The organism is Anaerococcus sp. NML200537, assembly GCF_026131715.1.
Taxonomy (GTDB): Bacteria; Bacillota; Clostridia; order Tissierellales; family Peptoniphilaceae; genus Anaerococcus; species Anaerococcus kampingae.
Genome location: NZ_JAMXSL010000010.1, coordinates 21,012 through 37,600 on the forward strand (window position 1 = coordinate 21,012; position 16,589 = coordinate 37,600).

Sequence of the window (16,589 nt, forward strand, 5' to 3'; positions counted from 1 at the left end):
CCCCTCTAATCTTTTTTATAAAATTCGCTTTCAAATCCATCTGCATCTAAGATAAGTCCATCCGCCCATTCTGGAACAACGGACATAATTTGATTTACTTCCTCGATACTAGATGAATCACTTTCTATTACAACTTCGTCATGAATATGCATGACGATATTAAATCCTCTTTTCTCAAGTCTCATCATAGCCTCAGCTAAAATATCTCTTGCGATGGCTTGAACTATATTCTCTACAAATTTCCCACCGTAGGATTCAATCTTATCCCACTTATTTCCTACTACGATTCCTTCATAGACTATTGACTCTCCACCAAATCGATTCGTCCCTATCTTTGCCTTTGGATAAGCAAGTCTTCTCTTTGAAGGAAGTTCTATAAAAAGAATCCCTCTTTCATAGCTAATAGCTAGGTTCTTATATTCTTCTTTAGTTCTAGTCTTTACAACTCTTTTCACGACTGAATCTATATCCCACCAAAGACTCACTATATTTGGATTAGCCTCTCTCCAGGAATCAACTATTGATTGAAGTTCATCTTCAGATAAACCCATCTCAATACCACCCATTGCTTTAAGAGCACCTAATGCCCCTTGATAACCACAAGCTAAAGTCGCTATCTTTCCTTTTTGTCTAAGATGACCATTTACTCCATGCTTTTCAACTGGCACTCCAAACATCCTTGATGCTGTTCTGCAATAGATATCTTCTCCATTTTCAAAAGCGTCCAGTACCCATTGTTCTCCTGCAAGCCATGCAAGGACACGAGCCTCTATTGCTGAAAAGTCTGAGATAATAAATCTTGTACCTTCTTTTGCTATAAAGGCTGTCCTTATTAACTGGGATAAAATATCAGAGGGTGATTCATAGAGAATTTCCATAGTTTCGTAATCTCTATTTTTTACAAGACTTCTTGCTAGATCTAAATCCTTTAGATTGTTTCTTCTTAAGTTTTGAACTTGAATTAGCCTTCCTGAATATCTTCCAGTTCTATTTGCTCCATAAAATTGGATAAGACCCCTTGCTCGATTATCTTTTCCTTTTACATTTTTCATAGCATCATATTTTCTAACTGAAGACTTAGATAATTCCTGTCTAAGTTCCAGTACTTCTTTAATATCTCCTTCAGCATTTTTAAGAGCAGACTCTACATCTTTCTTAGCTAAGGAATCTATCTCTAAGCCTTTTTTATTAAGCCATTCTCTTAGCTGTAAGGGAGAGTTTGGATTTTCAAGACCAGTTAATTCTATGGCTCTGTCCATATTTTCATCTCGTAATATCTCATCAAATTTAATAGCTGAATCAACTAAAACTTCATCAATTAAGATTCCTCTGTCATTGATGTTTTGGTCTACCCAGTAGTTTTCCCATTCTGATTTAAGAATAGGAAAAGCTGATAATTTTTTCTTAATAGCCATTTCTGTTTCTACATCTCTTTGGTTATATTCCTTAAAGGTTGACCACTTTTCTAAATCATGATGTGGTAAATTTCTTGTTCTCATACTATTTGTCTTAGTTGGTTTACAAGGAATAGAAAAATATCTTATAAGAGCCTTGCCTTCATTCATCTTTTGCTTATCTAGTTTTAAAACCTCTCCGACTTTTTCAAGCGATAGAGGTAACCCTAGATAGGCTGACCAAATCATGGTGCAGTACCAGCCTTTTGGATTTAGCCTCTTACCTAAAAACCTAGATAGACACACCCTTTCAAAGTTTGCATTAAAGGCCCACTTTTCTATACTTTTATCACTAAGTGCTGATAATATTTCTTTAGGAATAATCTCTCCACTTGCTAAATCAATAACTTGTACTTTCTCATCATTTAATGAATATGCAAAGAGGAGGATTTCAAAATCCTCACTCTCGGCATATTTATATACACCACTTTTACCTAAATCAACTGAAGAATAGGTTTCAAGGTCTATTGATATTCTCTTCATAGTTATCACTTAATTCTTCTAATAGCCTTTTGCATTCCTTAACTTCACGTTTAATATCTTCTATACCAAATTGAATTTTTCTATATATTTCTCTAATTCTTGTGTTTGATTCTTTTAACTCAGCTTGAACATAACCAAACTTGTACCAAACAAATGCCCAGATTCCTAATATAGACGCTGTTATAAAATATTCCATTTCTACCTCCTATGCTAAGAAATCTTCGTCATCATCGTCCATAGAATCAAAGTCATCTGCTGCATTAGACCTATTTCCTAAAGGTTGTCCATCTCTTAGTTTTTGAATATTTCCGAGACCAACGGCAACGCCTTTATTGCCATTTACATTGTAGGCGTAGAAGTTAAGAGATACCCTCGCATAAACTCCTGAGTAGACTTCACTTCTATCAAGAATAGGTTCTACATTTCTATCCACAATTTGAGGTGCTGTCATAGAGTTGGCATTTAAGAAATATGCATCTGCATAAGCCTCATCATCTTTTTCTGTGTCACCATCTCTTAATGGAAGTTTAATAGCTTTCTTATTTGGTTTCTTTCCATTGAATTTAGAAAGTCCTTCATCAATAGCAGCATCTACTGCTTTTTCAATTTTCTCAATTGTCTTTTGGTCGCTCTTTGGAATAATGACAGATACTGAGTATCTTTCTTTACCACCATTGATTGACTTTGGTTCCCAAACATTCGCATAGCTTAATCTAACTTCACCTGTAATTACTTTTGTTTTATTTTGCATTATTAAATCCTCCAAATTCTTCTTTCACATTTTCAATTACAACTTCTTCTCGCTTGTCATCAACGCTTACTAAGGTTAACTTTCCTTTTGGTTTTTCTAATAAGTCGCTGATATTTTCATCAAAGACTTTCTTACCTAGTAACTTAGTCATAGCTGTGATGCCAAGTATCTTTTCTTCAAAGGGATTGAATCCCAGTTCTTTTACTTTTTTTACAACTTCATCTTCATCTCGGTATTTTCTATTTGACCTGCCTTCGACAAGTTTTAGGTTCTTCCATCTATGGCCCTTCATTGCTCTTTCTAAAGCATAGGCCTTGATATCTTTGACCCATTGTTCCAGTTCGTCTAGTTTTGGTAAGATTTCTTCAATTTCATCATCAGATAGTTCTGGTGGTAGGGTAAATTCTTCTTGTGCTAGTTTCAGGTTTTCTTCTGCCCTTTTCCTGCATTTATTCTTTGCTTTGCAGAAGATGCACCATTCTCCACACGAGAATTCTCCCTCGCCTTTATATGCTTTCTCAGCAATCTCTCGTACGCTTTCTCCCCAATTATAAAGTTCTATCTTATTGATCTCATAAGTTGATATATTACACCTTCTTGGTTGATAGATATGAAGAATTACTTTCTCGATATCATAAATTCCATCAAAGAGACTTAATGCGCCAAGTCCATATAACATGAGTTGTGAATTCTCTTTAGCATCTACCAAAACTCCCTGGCCATACTTTAAGTCAATTACATGAAGGTCTTCTCCTCCAACAACCACACAGTCAGCTGTACCAAATGACTCTTTAACATGTTCTGATAGGTCAAGTCTTTCTTCCACAAAGACGGCTGGGCTTTCGTATCTACTTATAACTTCTGCTACATATGAGGCATATCCATCAATTAGCTCATCCATTTCTTCATCATAAAAATCCAAATCATCAGTAGGATCTTTTACATCAAATCCTAATATCTTTTTTAATTTATATTCTGCTAGGGCATGAGCCGATGTACCTTCAAGTGCATACGGACTAACCTCATCTTCATATTTTTCAGAAAGCCTAACGCTTGGTGGACAGTGAATCCAACGTGAACTACTTGAGGCAGACAATATTGCGTGAGCACACATTAGAGTTTCTCCACATCTGCTACCAAGTCTTTATAGTTACCTGAATCAATCTCAGATAACTTTTTAGCCCCATACTTTTCTAAGAGTTCTCTTATTTTAGCTGTATGACCTAATCTTGATTTATCGGCTAGTATCTTTCTAACATCTTCAATTTCATAGATCTTTTTCTCTTGTTTTACTTTTTCTTCTTTAGGTACTTCCTCATCACTTTCTAGTGCTGTAAGAAGGACACCTATACTAGATGCAAGATTCTCTGCATCTTCTTTAATTTCCATTAATAACTTAATTCTTGACATCATTATCTCCTATTTCGATTTCCTTAATATCAACTGATTCAACTGTCATCCCAGGATCTAATAAATAAATTTGCCTGTAGTCTCCAAACAAAAATTTTATTAATCTACTTGGAATTTTTCTGACTGCACCTTTAAGGACATTTGTCGTTTATCCTTTCTCATTTGTTACATTGATGATTATTTTGTGCCTCATGTTTTCCTCCTTTCTGAAAGGGTCATCTCCCTTACAAATCACAGGCAAAGAAAAAGGACGAGTTTTTAACCTCGTCCTAAAATATTTAAAAATTATTTTTGATTGTCTCTTTCGCCTTGTCCAAATGTTTCTTAACACCAGCTGAAGATATATTCATTAAATCTGCAATTTCTGACTGCTTGTATCCATCTACATACATCAACTTGATTACCAATCTCTGTTTATCCGTTAATAAAGAAAGTACATCTTCCATATGCTCAGACCATTCAAATTCTTCATTCATGTCTTTGGATTTAATAGTTGCTATTAATCTTTTATCGGGATCAATTTCGCCATCGTTATCGAAATCAAGAGATAAGTTATAGTTTCTTGGGAATCTTTCCTCTACTTCTCCTTTTAACAAATCTTCATTAGGTTCATATCCATGACTCTTTTTAAAGTCGCTTATAAATTCTTGTTTCCACGCATCTATTTCAGCTTTCTCTTCTTTAGTTCGTTCAGGCCTTAGATTCTTGTTGTTAAAGTAAACTTCACTATCATCTAAAGCATGTAGTTTTTTGATATCTACTTCTGTAATTCCATCTTTTCCTGGTTCTAATTCCAATTTTGTTTCATCTGCAAACCTATAAACATACATGGTTCTTTCATCAGATCTAGTCTTTCTAATTTTCAAAATATTCCTCGCTTTCTTCCCTGATAGCAAGTAGCGAGAAATACAAATTTTACCTACAGTTTATGGAGCATAGTTGTCTTTCACCTAAAAAAGGCCATAAGAAACTAGAGGTACTCCATATACTTCTTTCAAAATTGATTGAAATTAGTTTATGTGTGTATCTCACGCCCTTATAGCTAATCAGGCTTGATGTAATTTGTAATAAAAAAAGCCTAATTCATCCGTTAAGATAAATTAGGCCGTCTTGCAGCTCTTAAAAATTTACGCTGATTTTTTGTAACTCTTTATGTCATACTCTGTTTTATCTATTCTTTTAACTAAGGTGATACATCCACCTCTAGCTAGTTGAATACTTTGTCCGACTTCAAGTCTAACTTTAATTTCTTGTTTTTTATAGATATTTTGTAATATCCCAGTTTCCGCTTCAATTTTACAAATAAGTTTATTATTTGCATCTTTTACTTCTTGAATTTCTTTAATAGGCATCTTCCTTTCTTTTATATTTTAGCTTGCGGTAGAATAACTTCTACATTAGTGTTGATTTAATGGAACGTGCAACTTAAAAAAAATAGAAGCTATCTCGTTCCATCTATTCAACATAAATTGTACCACATGTGTTGATTATATGCAACACTTGTGCTATAATATTATTATAAGGAGGAAGTTTATGAAAGACACTTTGGGAAAAGTTATATCCAATAGACGTGAAGAGCTTGGAATCTCTCAGCGTGAACTGGCAAAAAAAGTAAAAATTAGTAATTCTACTATTTCGAGAATTGAAAATGATGATAAAATCACTCCAGATAATAACACTCTTAAGGCTATATCTGAAGTTCTACAAGTCGACTATAACTATCTGCTTGCCTTAAATAAGCAAATAGATGATGAACCAGAAATTCGTATTATTCAGAGAGCAGCAAGAAACATGGATCAAGGAAAAAAAGAAGAGATGTTAAAGGTATTAAAGCAGCATTTTGAAGAAGAATTTGGAAGCGCAGATGGAGATATGCAATAGTGAGGTATACTCCAGATTATAAGATTTCCCTAGAGAAATCATATGAATTATTGGAAGATGCCGATATCTCTGAAATTCCTGTTGATTTAAATAAAATTATTGATTGCTTTAGCAATGAAATCAGTGTAAAAACTTACTCTGAATACATGAATGATGCTAACTGTTCTTTACAAGATGTGATTGATTTTTTCGATAGTGATTTAGGTGCCTGTAGTTATAGGCACGATACAAATAAGTATATTATTTATTATAATGACGTGGATAAAACTGAGAACTGGATTAGATTTACCATCGCTCATGAACTAGGACATATTTTTATTGGTCATCACCAAATGTATGGTGTTGATGTTCTATCCAGAAAGGGTGTTGGTAAACATAAATACGAAGAACTTGAAAAAGAAGCAAATAATTTTGCTAGAAATTTACTAACACCTGCACCACTTGCTGAACAAGTTGTAGCATTTGAAAAAAAGGAAAATCCTTCTACGCTTTCTAGTTTATTTGAAATTACTTATAATGCTGCAGAAGTAAGATTAAAATATATATCAAGAGATTTAAGAGATTTTTCTAATTCTATGTTAGCTTTTTTCAAAAACACATTTAATCCTCTGAGTATATATTGCCCTGAATGTGGTGTTGAACACGAAAAAGGAACAAACTATTGTGCTAATTGTGGCTCTAAATCTTTAGCTTTTGGATTTAAATATAAGCGTTTATCTGATAGTAACAATTCTATTAAGTATAGTACTTGTATTATATGTGGTCATAACAACTTTAATCGTCATGCAAAATTTTGTCCTATATGTGGGGTTCCTATATATAACTCTTGTTATGATAACAAGGATCACGAAGTTAGACTAACTGATTATTACTGCTCAACATGTGGAAGTCCCACTACTATGAAAGATTATATTAAAGAGATTACAGAAAAAAGAGGTGAACGAGATATGCTTTATGAAGATGGTGTAGAATTTGATGAATCAACAATGAAAGTAAAAATTTGTCCTAAATGTGGAAACGAAGAATTTAGTGATAATGCATTATTTTGCAAAATATGTGGAACGAACTTATATAATGATTGTGAAGGAATTCACACTCAGAGTTTTAATGGTTTTGATGATATTGGTGAAATACATCATAACCCAAGTAATGCCAGATACTGCGAAACTTGTGGGGCTAAAACAAGATTTTTTATAGATGGAATCTTATGCGACCACAGTGAATACAATAAAGATTTTACTGATGATTCTAATTCAGGATTTGATTTTTCAAGTGATGATCAGATTCCTTTCTAGCTAAAAGGACTAGCCTATTTATTTTTGGCTAGCTCTTTTTTTTAGTATATTTTATATGTCTATTCTGTCCACTCTCCTATAAATATCTATCTTGTCTACACACCTCTACAATTTTTACTATTAATATGTTCCCAAAAGGTGTTTTCCAAATAGAAAAATGGCTTTTAAGATTTCTTTTAAAATCCTAAAAGCCATTGATTTCAACAGTCTTATAACATCTTATCTTATTTTCTTGACATCAATACTACCGTCTCAACATGCATGGTCTGAGGGAACATATCTACTGCCTTGATTTTTTCAAGTTTGTAGCCTTCATTTACAAATCTTTTTATGTCTCTTGCTAGGGTTTGAGGGTTGCAGGAGATGTATATTATTTCTTTGGTGCTTGTTTTGCCTATGGATTTGATTAGGGCTTTGTCTAGGCCTGCTCTTGGTGGGTCTACTATTATTGTGTCTATTTTTTCATTTTTTATGAAGTTTTCGTCTATATATTTGGCGTTTTTGGCTAGGAATTTGAAGTTATCTAGATCATTTATTTCTGCGTTTATTTTGGCATCTTTTATTGCATTTTTGTTTATTTCTACTCCGACCAGATTATCTCCATTTATGGCTATGGAGGATGTTGCTGATCCGCAGTATAGGTCTAGAACTCTTTTATTTTCCCCTAGGAAGTCTCTTGCTGTCTGATAGAGATTTTGTATCTGATTATCATTTACTTGGTAGAAGTCATTTAAGCTTATCCTAAATATCTTATCAAATATTTGATATTCTAGATAGTCTTTGCCTGATATATTGCCTTGTCCTATTATGTTTATACTATATTTACTGCTTGCATATTTTTCTCTTATGTAGGCTAGGGCTTTGTTATTTTCTTCTACTTCTAGATTTAGCATTATTTCTTTGCTATTTGTTCTGATTGTTATTTCTTTTATGAAGGAAGGATATTTGTTATTTATATCTTTCGTTATTTCTTCAATTGATGGGAGATTTTCTGAGATTATTTTTCTTGCTAATAGGCAATCTTTTATCTCTACTAAATCATTTGAGCCTATTTTGTTGTAGGCTAGCTTTCCTTCTTTTGTTACTTGGAGTCTGATTTTGTTCCTATAGTGAAGATTTTCAGATTCTATTATTTCTATGTCCTCTAGTTCTATATTTGCTGTTTTTTTGAGGGCTGATAGGATTAGGTTTTTCTTTAATTGTATTTGAGCATTGTATGTGATATCCATAATAGTACAAGCTCCACATTCATAATAATATGGACATGGAGCTTGTCTTTGTACTGGGCTTTCTTTGATTGTTTTTATTTTTTTGGCTTCATAGAAATTTTTATTTTCATTTATTATTTCTATTTCGCATATCTCACCGAATGTAGCTTTTTCGATGAAGGCAATCTTATCGGGTGTCTTTCCGACTCCTCGCCCGTCTTGTAGGATATCAGTTATTTTGATATCTGTGTATTTCATTATATTACTTTTGTTTCTCCGCTGTAGATTACTCCGCCTATTGGATCTACTGTGATTGTTTGACCATCTTCCATCAGGCTTTGAGCATTTGCTGCACCTACTACTGCTGGGATTCCAAAGTGTACCGCAGCTACTGCTGTATGACTTGTTAGGCCGCCTGTTTCTGTGACTACTGCTGATGCTTTTTCGATGAATTCTGTAATATCTGAATCTGTGAATTTGGCTACTATGATGTCGCCATCTTCAAATTTGTGTTCTAGTTCTTTTCTTGTTGAACCGATTACTACTTTTCCTGATACAGATTTAGCACCTATTCCTGTTCCTGATGTGATAATATCACCTATTACGTGAACTTTTATTAGGTTTGATGATCCACTTACACCTAGTGGTACACCAGCTGTTACTACTGTTAGGTCACCTTCTTCTAGGTATCCTTCTGATAGGCCTCCTACTATTGCTCTTTCGATTAATTCATCTGTTTCGTGAGCTTCTTGGATTACTAGTGGATATACGCCCCATACTACTGATAGTTGTCTTGCTACTCTGTCTGTTGTTGTTGCGGCAATTATATTTGTTCTTGGTCTAAATTTAGAGATTATTCTTGATGTATTACCACTTGATGTACATGAGATTATTGCTCTTGCATCTAGTTCTCTTGCTATTTGACAGGTTGATCTTGCTATTGAGTTGGTTGTATTTCTTCTAGATTCTATCTTGGTGTTGTATACTTTTTCGATGAAGTCATCTGATAATTCTGTTGTGATACAGATATCTCTCATTGTTTTTACTGCATTTACTGGATATTTTCCGCCTGCTGTTTCACCTGATAGCATTACACAGTCTGTACCGTCTATGATGGCGTTTGCTACGTCTGTTGTTTCTGCTCTGGTTGGTCTTGGGTTTCTTATCATTGAATCTAGCATTTGTGTTGCTGTGATTACTGGTTTTGCAGCTGCATTACATCTTCTAATGATGTCTTTTTGTACCATTGGGATTAGCTCAGTTTTGATTTCTATACCTAAGTCTCCCCTTGCTACCATGATTCCGTCAGATGCTTCGATTATTTCTTCGATATTGTCTACACCTTCTTGAGATTCTATCTTAGAGATGATTTTGATGTTTTCTCCACCGTGGTCTTCTAGGACTTTTCTTATATCGTATACGTCTTCTTTTTTACGTACGAATGATGCTGCGATTAGGTCGATTCCATTTTCTATACCAAATTTGATATCATCAACGTCTTTTGGTGTTAGTGATGGAAGATTTGTCTTTGAACCTGGTAGGTTTACTCCCTTGTGGTTTGATAGAACACCGTTGTTTTGAACTCTACATACAACATCTGTGCCATCTTTTATTTCAATTACTTCAAGTTGTACTAGACCATCGTCTATATAGATTTCACTACCAACTTTAACATCTTGTGGTAGACCCTTGTGAGATACTGATACTATTTCTTGGTTACCCATTACGTCTCTTGTTGTTAGGGTAAAAATGTCATCAGGCTTTAGGAAGATTTCTTTTACATCATAGTTTCCAGTTCTTATTTCTGGTCCCTTTGTATCTAGCATGATCGCTATTGGTGCGTTTAGTTTTCTTCTTAATCTCTTGATTGTCTTGATTTTTTCTAAATGTTCTTCATGGCTTCCATGGGAGAAGTTTAGTCTTGCGACGTTCATACCATTTTTGATTAACTCTTCAAGAACCTCTGGTTTTTCACTTGCTGGTCCTATTGTACAAACTATTTTGGTTTTCTTTAAAATTTCTGGTTGCATTTTTACTCCTATCTTGACAAGCTATTTGCTAAGTCATAAAGATCTTCTGGGAATGTTGACTTAACAGATGTTGCCTCGTCTATACTTACTTCTATTAATTTTCCATTTCTATAACCAATGGCTAGGTTTGTTTGCTCTTCTGATAATAATTCTACGGCACGTGCTCCCATTGCTGATCCAAGTAATCTATCAACTGCTGATGGTGAACCACCTCTTTGGACGTGACCTAGAACTGTTACCTTTGTTTCTATGCCTGTTTTTTCTTCAAGCTCATTGGCTAGGGCATATGGATCGCCTACACCTTCTGCTAGGGTTATTAGGTGGTGTAGCTTCCCTCTTTTTCTACCATGTTCCATCTTGGCAATTATTTCATTGATTGAAAATTCATGTTCTGGAACAATTATTGATTCAGCTCCTCCAGCTAGACCTGAAAATAGGGCTAGGTCTCCGCAATGGCGGCCCATTACTTCTATTACTACGGCTCTACCATGTGAACTTGATGTATCTCTAAGCTTACCTATGGCATCAGATACAGTTTCTATAGCTGTAAAAAATCCTATAGTGTAATCAGTATATCCCATGTCGTTATCGATAGTTCCTGGGATTCCTACTGTCTTTATTCCTAGATCTGATAGGGCTTTTGCTCCCTTGAAGGATCCGTCACCACCTATTACTATTAGGCCTTCAATACCATAGTCTGCTAGGATTTGAGCCCCTCTTTTTTGGCCTTCTGGTGTAGTAAATTCAAGGCTTCTTGCAGTTCCAAGGATGGTACCACCCTTGTGGATGATATCAGCTACTGATGAGATATTCATTTCATAAATATCGCCTTTCATAAGACCATCATAGCCATTTCTTACACCCTTTATCCTCATGGATTTATTTAATGCGGTTCTTACAGCACCTCTTATGGCAGAGTTCATACCTGGTGCGTCGCCACCACTTGTAAGTATACCTATTGTCTTCATTATAACTCCTTATTTGACCTTAACATTTTCTTTTCCAAGCCTGTCTTCCAAAATTTTTATATTTGCATCATTGATTTCAAAATATAATTTAGGATCAAGGCTTACTAACTTCTTCTTATCTTCAAAATATATTTTTACAGGATTGTTTCCCTTGTGGCTTAGAATTAAGCCTTTAATTTCATTATACTCTATAAAATTCATTTTTAAGTATAAAGTTGACAAATTTGTTTTTTTTATGTCAATAAATTCACTCGCTAATAATTTTACATCACTTTCATCAGTTTGCAATTTACCTTTAACTATTAGTACATTATCATCTTCGATGAGATTTCTATACTGTTTATAAGTTGAAGGAAATATAACCATTTCAATATTTCCATACATATCTTCTAGGGAGGCGAAGGACATAAGATCTCTTTTTTTGGTTGTTAGTTCCTTTTTATTATTTAGGATACCTGCCATTGTAACATATTTTCCATCAAGCCTTGCCATTTGCCTATCATCAAGGTTTTCTCTGTAGTCTGTAGTAAAATTCACTATGTTTTCAAGGGCTTCAGCGTTTTCACTTAGAGGATGTTCTGATATATAAAAACCCAAGACTTCCTTTTCCAATTTAAGTTTTATATTTTTAGGATATTCTGCAATATTCGGCATATCTATATCCCTAGTATCGACATCTCCTGCCATATCTAAGAGATTAATTTGACCTGTCACATTTATTTTATTATTGTCATGGACTGTAGCTATGGCTTTTTCATAGATTGCCATAAGCGATGACCTAGTATAACCTAAGCTATCAAAGGCACCTGCTTTGATTAAAGAGTCGATTCCTTTTTTATTAAGAGCCCTTGAATCGACATCTTCAACTCTTTCTAGGAAATTTTTGAAATTTATAAATTCTCCACCAGCATCCCTTGCCTTTATAATTGCGGCTATTAGATTGGCTCCAAGATTTTTAATACCTGATAGGCCAAAAATTATCTTTTTATCTGCTACTTCAAATGGTCCGTAGGACTTATTTATATCTGGAGCAAGGACTTCAATACCAAGCCTTTTAGTTTCTGATACATATAAGTATAGCTTTGATGATTGGTCCATCACTGAAGAAATTAGATTGGCCATATATTCTTCAGGATAATAGTGCTTAAGATAAGCTGTTTGAACTGCTACAAGGGAATAGGCTGCTGAGTGAGACTTGTTAAAGGCATATTTAGCAAAAGATATCATTTCATCATAAATTGTATTGGCTGCCTTTTTATCAACACCATTTCTAATAGCTCCTGGTATTAGGATTTGCCCATCTTCATCGACCTTGCCATTTATAAAAATATCCCTATTTTCTTCCATGACGCTCATCTTTTTCTTTGACATGGCTCGTCTGAGGTTATCAGCTTCTCCAAGCGAATAGCCTGCTAGCTGTTGAACTATCTGCATTACTTGCTCTTGGTAGACGATTATTCCGTAGGTCACCCCTAGGATTGGCCTAAGTTTTTCATCAAGAAAGCTTACATCTTCTGGGTTATTTTTGTTATGGATATATTTAGGAATCTCATCCATTGGTCCTGGCCTAAATAGAGAGTTTGCAGCTATTAAATCATCAAATACTGTTGGCTTAAGGTTTTTAAGGAAGGCCCTCATGCCAGCAGATTCAAACTGAAAAAGACCAATGGTTTGAGCCTTGTTAAATTGTTTGATGACATTTTTATCGTTTACGTCGATATTTTCGATGTCTATATCTAATCCGTAATTTTTCTTTATATCCTTTATAGTATCTTTTATAACTGTGAGGTTTCTTAGACCAAGAAAGTCCATCTTTAAAAGGCCAAGCTCTTCGATTTCTGTCATATCAAACTGGGTTACTACCAGGTCATTTGATAAGGCTAGGGGAATTATTTCTGTGAGCGGATCTTTTGAAATAACTACTCCTGCCGCATGGATTGATGTATGGCGAGGAAGACCTTCTAATTTCCTAGCTGTGTCAATTAGCCTCTTGCTTTCCGCATCCTTATGGTAGGATGCCCTAAAACTATCAGATTCTTCCAAAGCCTTGTCAATGGTCATACCAATTGTGGCTGGGATTTGTTTGGCTATGGTATCTACCTTGCCATAGGCAATATCTAGGACTCTGCCCACATCCCTAATGGCATTTCTTGCCTGCATCCTTCCAAAGGTAATGATTTGTGAAACATGGTCTCTACCATAAAGGTCATTTACATATTCAACCACTTTATCCCTAAGGACATAGTCAAAGTCTATATCTATATCAGGCATGGATACCCTCTCTGGATTTAAGAATCTTTCAAAGATTAGATTATATTTAATCGGGTCAATTTGTGTTATATCAAGGGCATAGGATACGATAGAACCTGCTGCAGATCCCCTACCAGGACCCACTGCTATATCGTTATTTCTAGCATAATTTACAAAATCCCAAACAATTAGAAAATAATCTACATAACCCATTGAGTTTATAACTTCTATTTCCTTTTTAACTCTCTCGACTATTTCACTTGTAGGATTTTTATATTTTTTGCTTATACCTTGGTTTACCAAAAGTTTTAGATAATCAAGATTGCTAAGGCCTTCAGGAAGCTTGGTATAGTAAGGAAGATGGGGCTCGTGGAATTTTATCTCAAGCTTACACCTGTCTGCAATTTTTGTGGTGTTTTCAACAGCTCTTTCATAGTCTTTAAAAATTTCAGACATGGTATCTGGGTCTTTGAGGTAAAATTCCCTATTAGGCATCCTCATCCTATTTTCATCTTTGACTAGAGCACCTGTTTGTATACATAAAAGAACATCTTGAAGGTAGGAGTCTTCCCTTTCTATATAGTGGACATCATTTGTTGCAACCATCTCAATGCCTAATTTCCTGTGAAGATAAGTAACTCCTTTATTTACCTGTTTTTGTTCAGGAATCCCATGGTCTTGGATTTCTAGGAAGTAATTGCCCTTACCAAAAGCATCTTCATATTTCTTTGCAGTGCTTATAGCAGCTTCCATATCATTTTCTAGAATTCTTTGGTTGACTTCCCCATTTAGGCAAGCTGAAAGGGCTATAAGGCCTTCTGTGTGGTCTTTTATAAAATCAAAGCTTACCCTTGGCTTGTAATAAAAACCATTTACATAGGCTTCTGATACAATTTTGACCAAATTCTTATAGCCAGTCTCATTTTCTGCCAAAAGAATAAGGTGGTAATAGCGTTTATTTGTAGGGTCTTTTATCTTATGGTCTTTTTCTGAAACATAGACCTCACAACCTATAATTGGTTTTATGCCCCTTTTTGTGGCTTGCTTATAAAATTCTATGACCCCATACATAGAACCATGGTCAGTTATGGCAACCGAATCCATCCCTAGGTCGAGGCACTTATCAAGGAGTTTATCTATCCTTGAGTAGCCATCTAGGAGGGAATATTCTGTATGTAGGTGGAGGTGGGTAAATTTTGTAGTCATAATTTCCTTTCAAAAAAAGATTTGTAAATATTTACAAATCCTTTGCTATTTTGATAAATTTTTGAAGTCTATAATTGACCTTGGCCTTGGATAGGGGCGGATTTATCATCTCCCCAAGCTCTTCTAATGATAGGTATGGATTCTCTAGCCTTAGATTGGCAAGCTTTTTGCTTAGGTCATCTAAGTCTTCAAAGACTCCTGCTTCCTTTACCTTGTTTATAGCTGTAAGCTGGTTAGCCGCAGCCTTTACAGTCCTATCGATATTGGCATTATCAAAATTATTTACTCTGTTAATATCATTTCTAAGCGACTTAATGGCCCTTACATTTTCAAGCTCAAATAAGGATTTTGTAGCACCAATTATAGCAAGAAAATCAGAAATCTTGTCAGAATCTTTTAGGTAGACTATATAATAGTCATTTCTTGTTGATAATTTTGAATTGAGACTAAAGGTATCCATGGATTCCTTTAAAAGACTTGCTTCATTTTCATCCTTTGAAACTATCTCAAGATTATAACCTCTTTGTGGATCGTTTACAGATCCCCTAAATATAAAGGCAATTTTTAGAAAGCTTTTTATCTCATCGAGCCTTACATCTTCTATATCTTCATAATTTTCTATAAACCCTTCTGCCATTAGGCCTACTAATTTATCGGAAACATCACTGTCTTCAACAATTATTACATAGTCCCTCTTATTTTTCTTGTCAGGGTTATCTTGGATTTCAAAAGTTGGCGAATATCCATAAAGGTCAGCTACTAGCTTATAAATATATCTAGCCTCTCCATTTGAATCTGTTTTAAAAATCACATTTAGCTTTCCTTCAGAAATCCTTATTGAACCTATAAAGTGTATCAGACTTATAAGCTCACCCTTTAGGTCAAGAGCGTCTTTTTTGAGGACTTCTTTTTTGCATCTTTGGGAAAAGCTCATCTTATTCTACTATCTTATCCTTTATTGCTTGAATTACCTTAGCATCAACCTTGGCATAAGCTAGATAATCCTCAAATGTACCATATTTTCTAATAACATAGTCATAGGCTTCTTTCATATAATATGGGTCTGTAATCCTGAATACTGAGTATGGTTCGTCTTCTCCATATCTTTCGATATAGCCAAGATGAGCTGAAGATACCTCATAGTCTGCTATGATATCTCCCCTGTAGGCATTGGCAAGGCCAAGAATAATCATTGAAATAATTCCTGTCCTATCTTTTCCCTCCTGGCAATGATAAAGTACAGATCCTTCTGCATTTGCTATTACTTCCATGATTTCTTTAACAGCCACAAAATGATCTATAAGATTTCTATAAGACTGGCCTACGGTCATCTTGCCTGAGATAATTTTATCTATTTCTTCTTGTCTAAATTCCTTATCTGGGGCTAATGATATATGATGAAAATCAAAATTATCTTTTATTAGCTTATGACTTTCTGTTTCAAGTTTTAATTCATTTTCTCTTCTTAAATCAATGATGGTTGTGATATTTAATTCTTTTAGGTCCTTTATATCAACTTCTTTTACATCATCTAGACTTGCAGATCTTATAATCTTATGCCAGGCTGTAGCTTTCTTATCTAGAGTTGCTACCCCTCCCATATCTCTCGCATTTTTTATATTTTCTAGGTCTAATCTTTTTAAATATCTCATC

Annotated in this window: 15 protein-coding genes; 2 read left to right on the forward strand and 13 right to left on the reverse strand. The window is 34.6% G+C overall.

The window, feature by feature from the left end; translation table 11 throughout:
- Positions 1–5: 5 nt before the first annotated feature.
- The 7 genes from NH288_RS04180 to NH288_RS04210 all read right to left on the reverse strand — a co-directional run bounded on the left by NH288_RS04180 (position 6) and on the right by NH288_RS04210 (position 5,450).
- Entirely contained in the window at positions 6–1,937 is a 1,932-nt protein-coding gene (locus NH288_RS04180; protein WP_265213320.1) for a DNA polymerase, read from the reverse strand.
- On the reverse strand, positions 1,912–2,133 hold the full coding sequence (locus NH288_RS04185; protein ID WP_049690757.1) for a hypothetical protein: 222 nt from the start codon (positions 2,131–2,133) through the stop codon (positions 1,912–1,914). The genes NH288_RS04180 and NH288_RS04185 overlap by 26 nt, the downstream gene beginning before the upstream one ends.
- 9 nt (positions 2,134–2,142) lie before the next feature.
- On the reverse strand, positions 2,143–2,688 hold the full coding sequence (locus tag NH288_RS04190) for a DUF2815 family protein (protein ID WP_265213322.1): 546 nt from the start codon (positions 2,686–2,688) through the stop codon (positions 2,143–2,145).
- Positions 2,678–3,802, reverse strand: coding sequence for a DUF2800 domain-containing protein (locus tag NH288_RS04195; RefSeq protein WP_265213324.1), 1,125 nt, complete (start codon positions 3,800–3,802; stop codon positions 2,678–2,680). The genes NH288_RS04190 and NH288_RS04195 overlap by 11 nt, the downstream gene beginning before the upstream one ends.
- Positions 3,802–4,098, reverse strand: coding sequence for a hypothetical protein (locus NH288_RS04200; RefSeq protein WP_265213326.1), 297 nt, complete (start codon positions 4,096–4,098; stop codon positions 3,802–3,804). Before NH288_RS04200 ends, NH288_RS04195 begins: the two co-directional genes overlap by 1 nt.
- A 278-nt stretch (positions 4,099–4,376) precedes the next feature.
- Complete coding sequence (locus NH288_RS04205) at positions 4,377–4,964, reverse strand: RNA polymerase sigma factor (protein WP_265213327.1); 588 nt, start codon at positions 4,962–4,964, stop codon at positions 4,377–4,379.
- A 261-nt stretch (positions 4,965–5,225) separates the two neighbouring features.
- Positions 5,226–5,450: a hypothetical protein gene (locus tag NH288_RS04210; RefSeq protein WP_049690752.1), complete on the reverse strand. Its 225-nt coding sequence runs from the start codon at positions 5,448–5,450 to the stop codon at positions 5,226–5,228.
- 181 nt (positions 5,451–5,631) lie between these two features.
- Here NH288_RS04210 and NH288_RS04215 point away from each other — a divergent pair, with 181 nt between their 5' ends.
- Positions 5,632–5,979: a helix-turn-helix domain-containing protein gene (locus NH288_RS04215; RefSeq protein WP_265213330.1), complete on the forward strand. Its 348-nt coding sequence runs from the start codon at positions 5,632–5,634 to the stop codon at positions 5,977–5,979.
- The gene (locus tag NH288_RS04220; protein ID WP_265213332.1) at positions 5,979–7,274 is read left to right on the forward strand and encodes an ImmA/IrrE family metallo-endopeptidase; all 1,296 of its coding nucleotides are present in this window, start codon (positions 5,979–5,981) and stop codon (positions 7,272–7,274) included. Before NH288_RS04215 ends, NH288_RS04220 begins: the two co-directional genes overlap by 1 nt.
- A 224-nt stretch (positions 7,275–7,498) precedes the next feature.
- Here NH288_RS04220 and rlmD read toward each other — a convergent pair whose 3' ends face one another.
- From rlmD to NH288_RS04250, 6 genes are read right to left on the reverse strand one after another with little or no spacing between them, the layout of a single operon-like run.
- Positions 7,499–8,740 carry a 23S rRNA (uracil(1939)-C(5))-methyltransferase RlmD gene (gene rlmD / locus NH288_RS04225; protein WP_265213334.1) on the reverse strand — a complete coding sequence of 414 codons (1,242 nt, stop codon included), beginning with the start codon at positions 8,738–8,740 and terminating at the stop codon, positions 7,499–7,501.
- The gene (gene pyk / locus NH288_RS04230) at positions 8,740–10,512 is read right to left on the reverse strand and encodes a pyruvate kinase (RefSeq protein WP_265213336.1); all 1,773 of its coding nucleotides are present in this window, start codon (positions 10,510–10,512) and stop codon (positions 8,740–8,742) included. The genes rlmD and pyk overlap by 1 nt, the downstream gene beginning before the upstream one ends.
- A gap of 8 nt (positions 10,513–10,520) precedes the next feature.
- Complete coding sequence (gene pfkA / locus NH288_RS04235; RefSeq protein ID WP_106460076.1) at positions 10,521–11,480, reverse strand: 6-phosphofructokinase; 960 nt, start codon at positions 11,478–11,480, stop codon at positions 10,521–10,523.
- A 9-nt stretch (positions 11,481–11,489) separates the two neighbouring features.
- On the reverse strand, positions 11,490–14,936 hold the full coding sequence (locus NH288_RS04240; protein WP_265213338.1) for a DNA polymerase III subunit alpha: 3,447 nt from the start codon (positions 14,934–14,936) through the stop codon (positions 11,490–11,492).
- A gap of 31 nt (positions 14,937–14,967) precedes the next feature.
- Positions 14,968–15,870: a DNA-binding protein WhiA gene (whiA, locus tag NH288_RS04245; RefSeq protein WP_265213339.1), complete on the reverse strand. Its 903-nt coding sequence runs from the start codon at positions 15,868–15,870 to the stop codon at positions 14,968–14,970.
- Position 15,871: 1 nt separating this feature from the next.
- Positions 15,872–16,588: a tyrosine-protein phosphatase gene (locus NH288_RS04250; RefSeq protein ID WP_265213340.1), complete on the reverse strand. Its 717-nt coding sequence runs from the start codon at positions 16,586–16,588 to the stop codon at positions 15,872–15,874.
- Position 16,589 lies beyond the last annotated feature (1 nt).

Coding starts and splice junctions, on each gene's coding strand:
- NH288_RS04180 (WP_265213320.1), bottom strand. CDS start 1,937: ATGAAGAGAATATCAATAGACCTTGAAACCTATTCTTCAGTTGATTTA.
- NH288_RS04185 (WP_049690757.1), bottom strand. CDS start 2,133: ATGGAATATTTTATAACAGCGTCTATATTAGGAATCTGGGCATTTGTT.
- NH288_RS04190 (WP_265213322.1), bottom strand. CDS start 2,688: ATGCAAAATAAAACAAAAGTAATTACAGGTGAAGTTAGATTAAGCTAT.
- NH288_RS04195 (WP_265213324.1), bottom strand. CDS start 3,802: ATGTGTGCTCACGCAATATTGTCTGCCTCAAGTAGTTCACGTTGGATT.
- NH288_RS04200 (WP_265213326.1), bottom strand. CDS start 4,098: ATGTCAAGAATTAAGTTATTAATGGAAATTAAAGAAGATGCAGAGAAT.
- NH288_RS04210 (WP_049690752.1), bottom strand. CDS start 5,450: ATGCCTATTAAAGAAATTCAAGAAGTAAAAGATGCAAATAATAAACTT.
- NH288_RS04215 (WP_265213330.1), top strand. CDS start 5,632: ATGAAAGACACTTTGGGAAAAGTTATATCCAATAGACGTGAAGAGCTT.
- rlmD (WP_265213334.1), bottom strand. CDS start 8,740: ATGAAATACACAGATATCAAAATAACTGATATCCTACAAGACGGGCGA.
- pyk (WP_265213336.1), bottom strand. CDS start 10,512: ATGCAACCAGAAATTTTAAAGAAAACCAAAATAGTTTGTACAATAGGA.
- pfkA (WP_106460076.1), bottom strand. CDS start 11,480: ATGAAGACAATAGGTATACTTACAAGTGGTGGCGACGCACCAGGTATG.
- NH288_RS04240 (WP_265213338.1), bottom strand. CDS start 14,936: ATGACTACAAAATTTACCCACCTCCACCTACATACAGAATATTCCCTC.
- whiA (WP_265213339.1), bottom strand. CDS start 15,870: ATGAGCTTTTCCCAAAGATGCAAAAAAGAAGTCCTCAAAAAAGACGCT.
- NH288_RS04250 (WP_265213340.1), bottom strand. CDS start 16,588: ATGAGATATTTAAAAAGATTAGACCTAGAAAATATAAAAAATGCGAGA.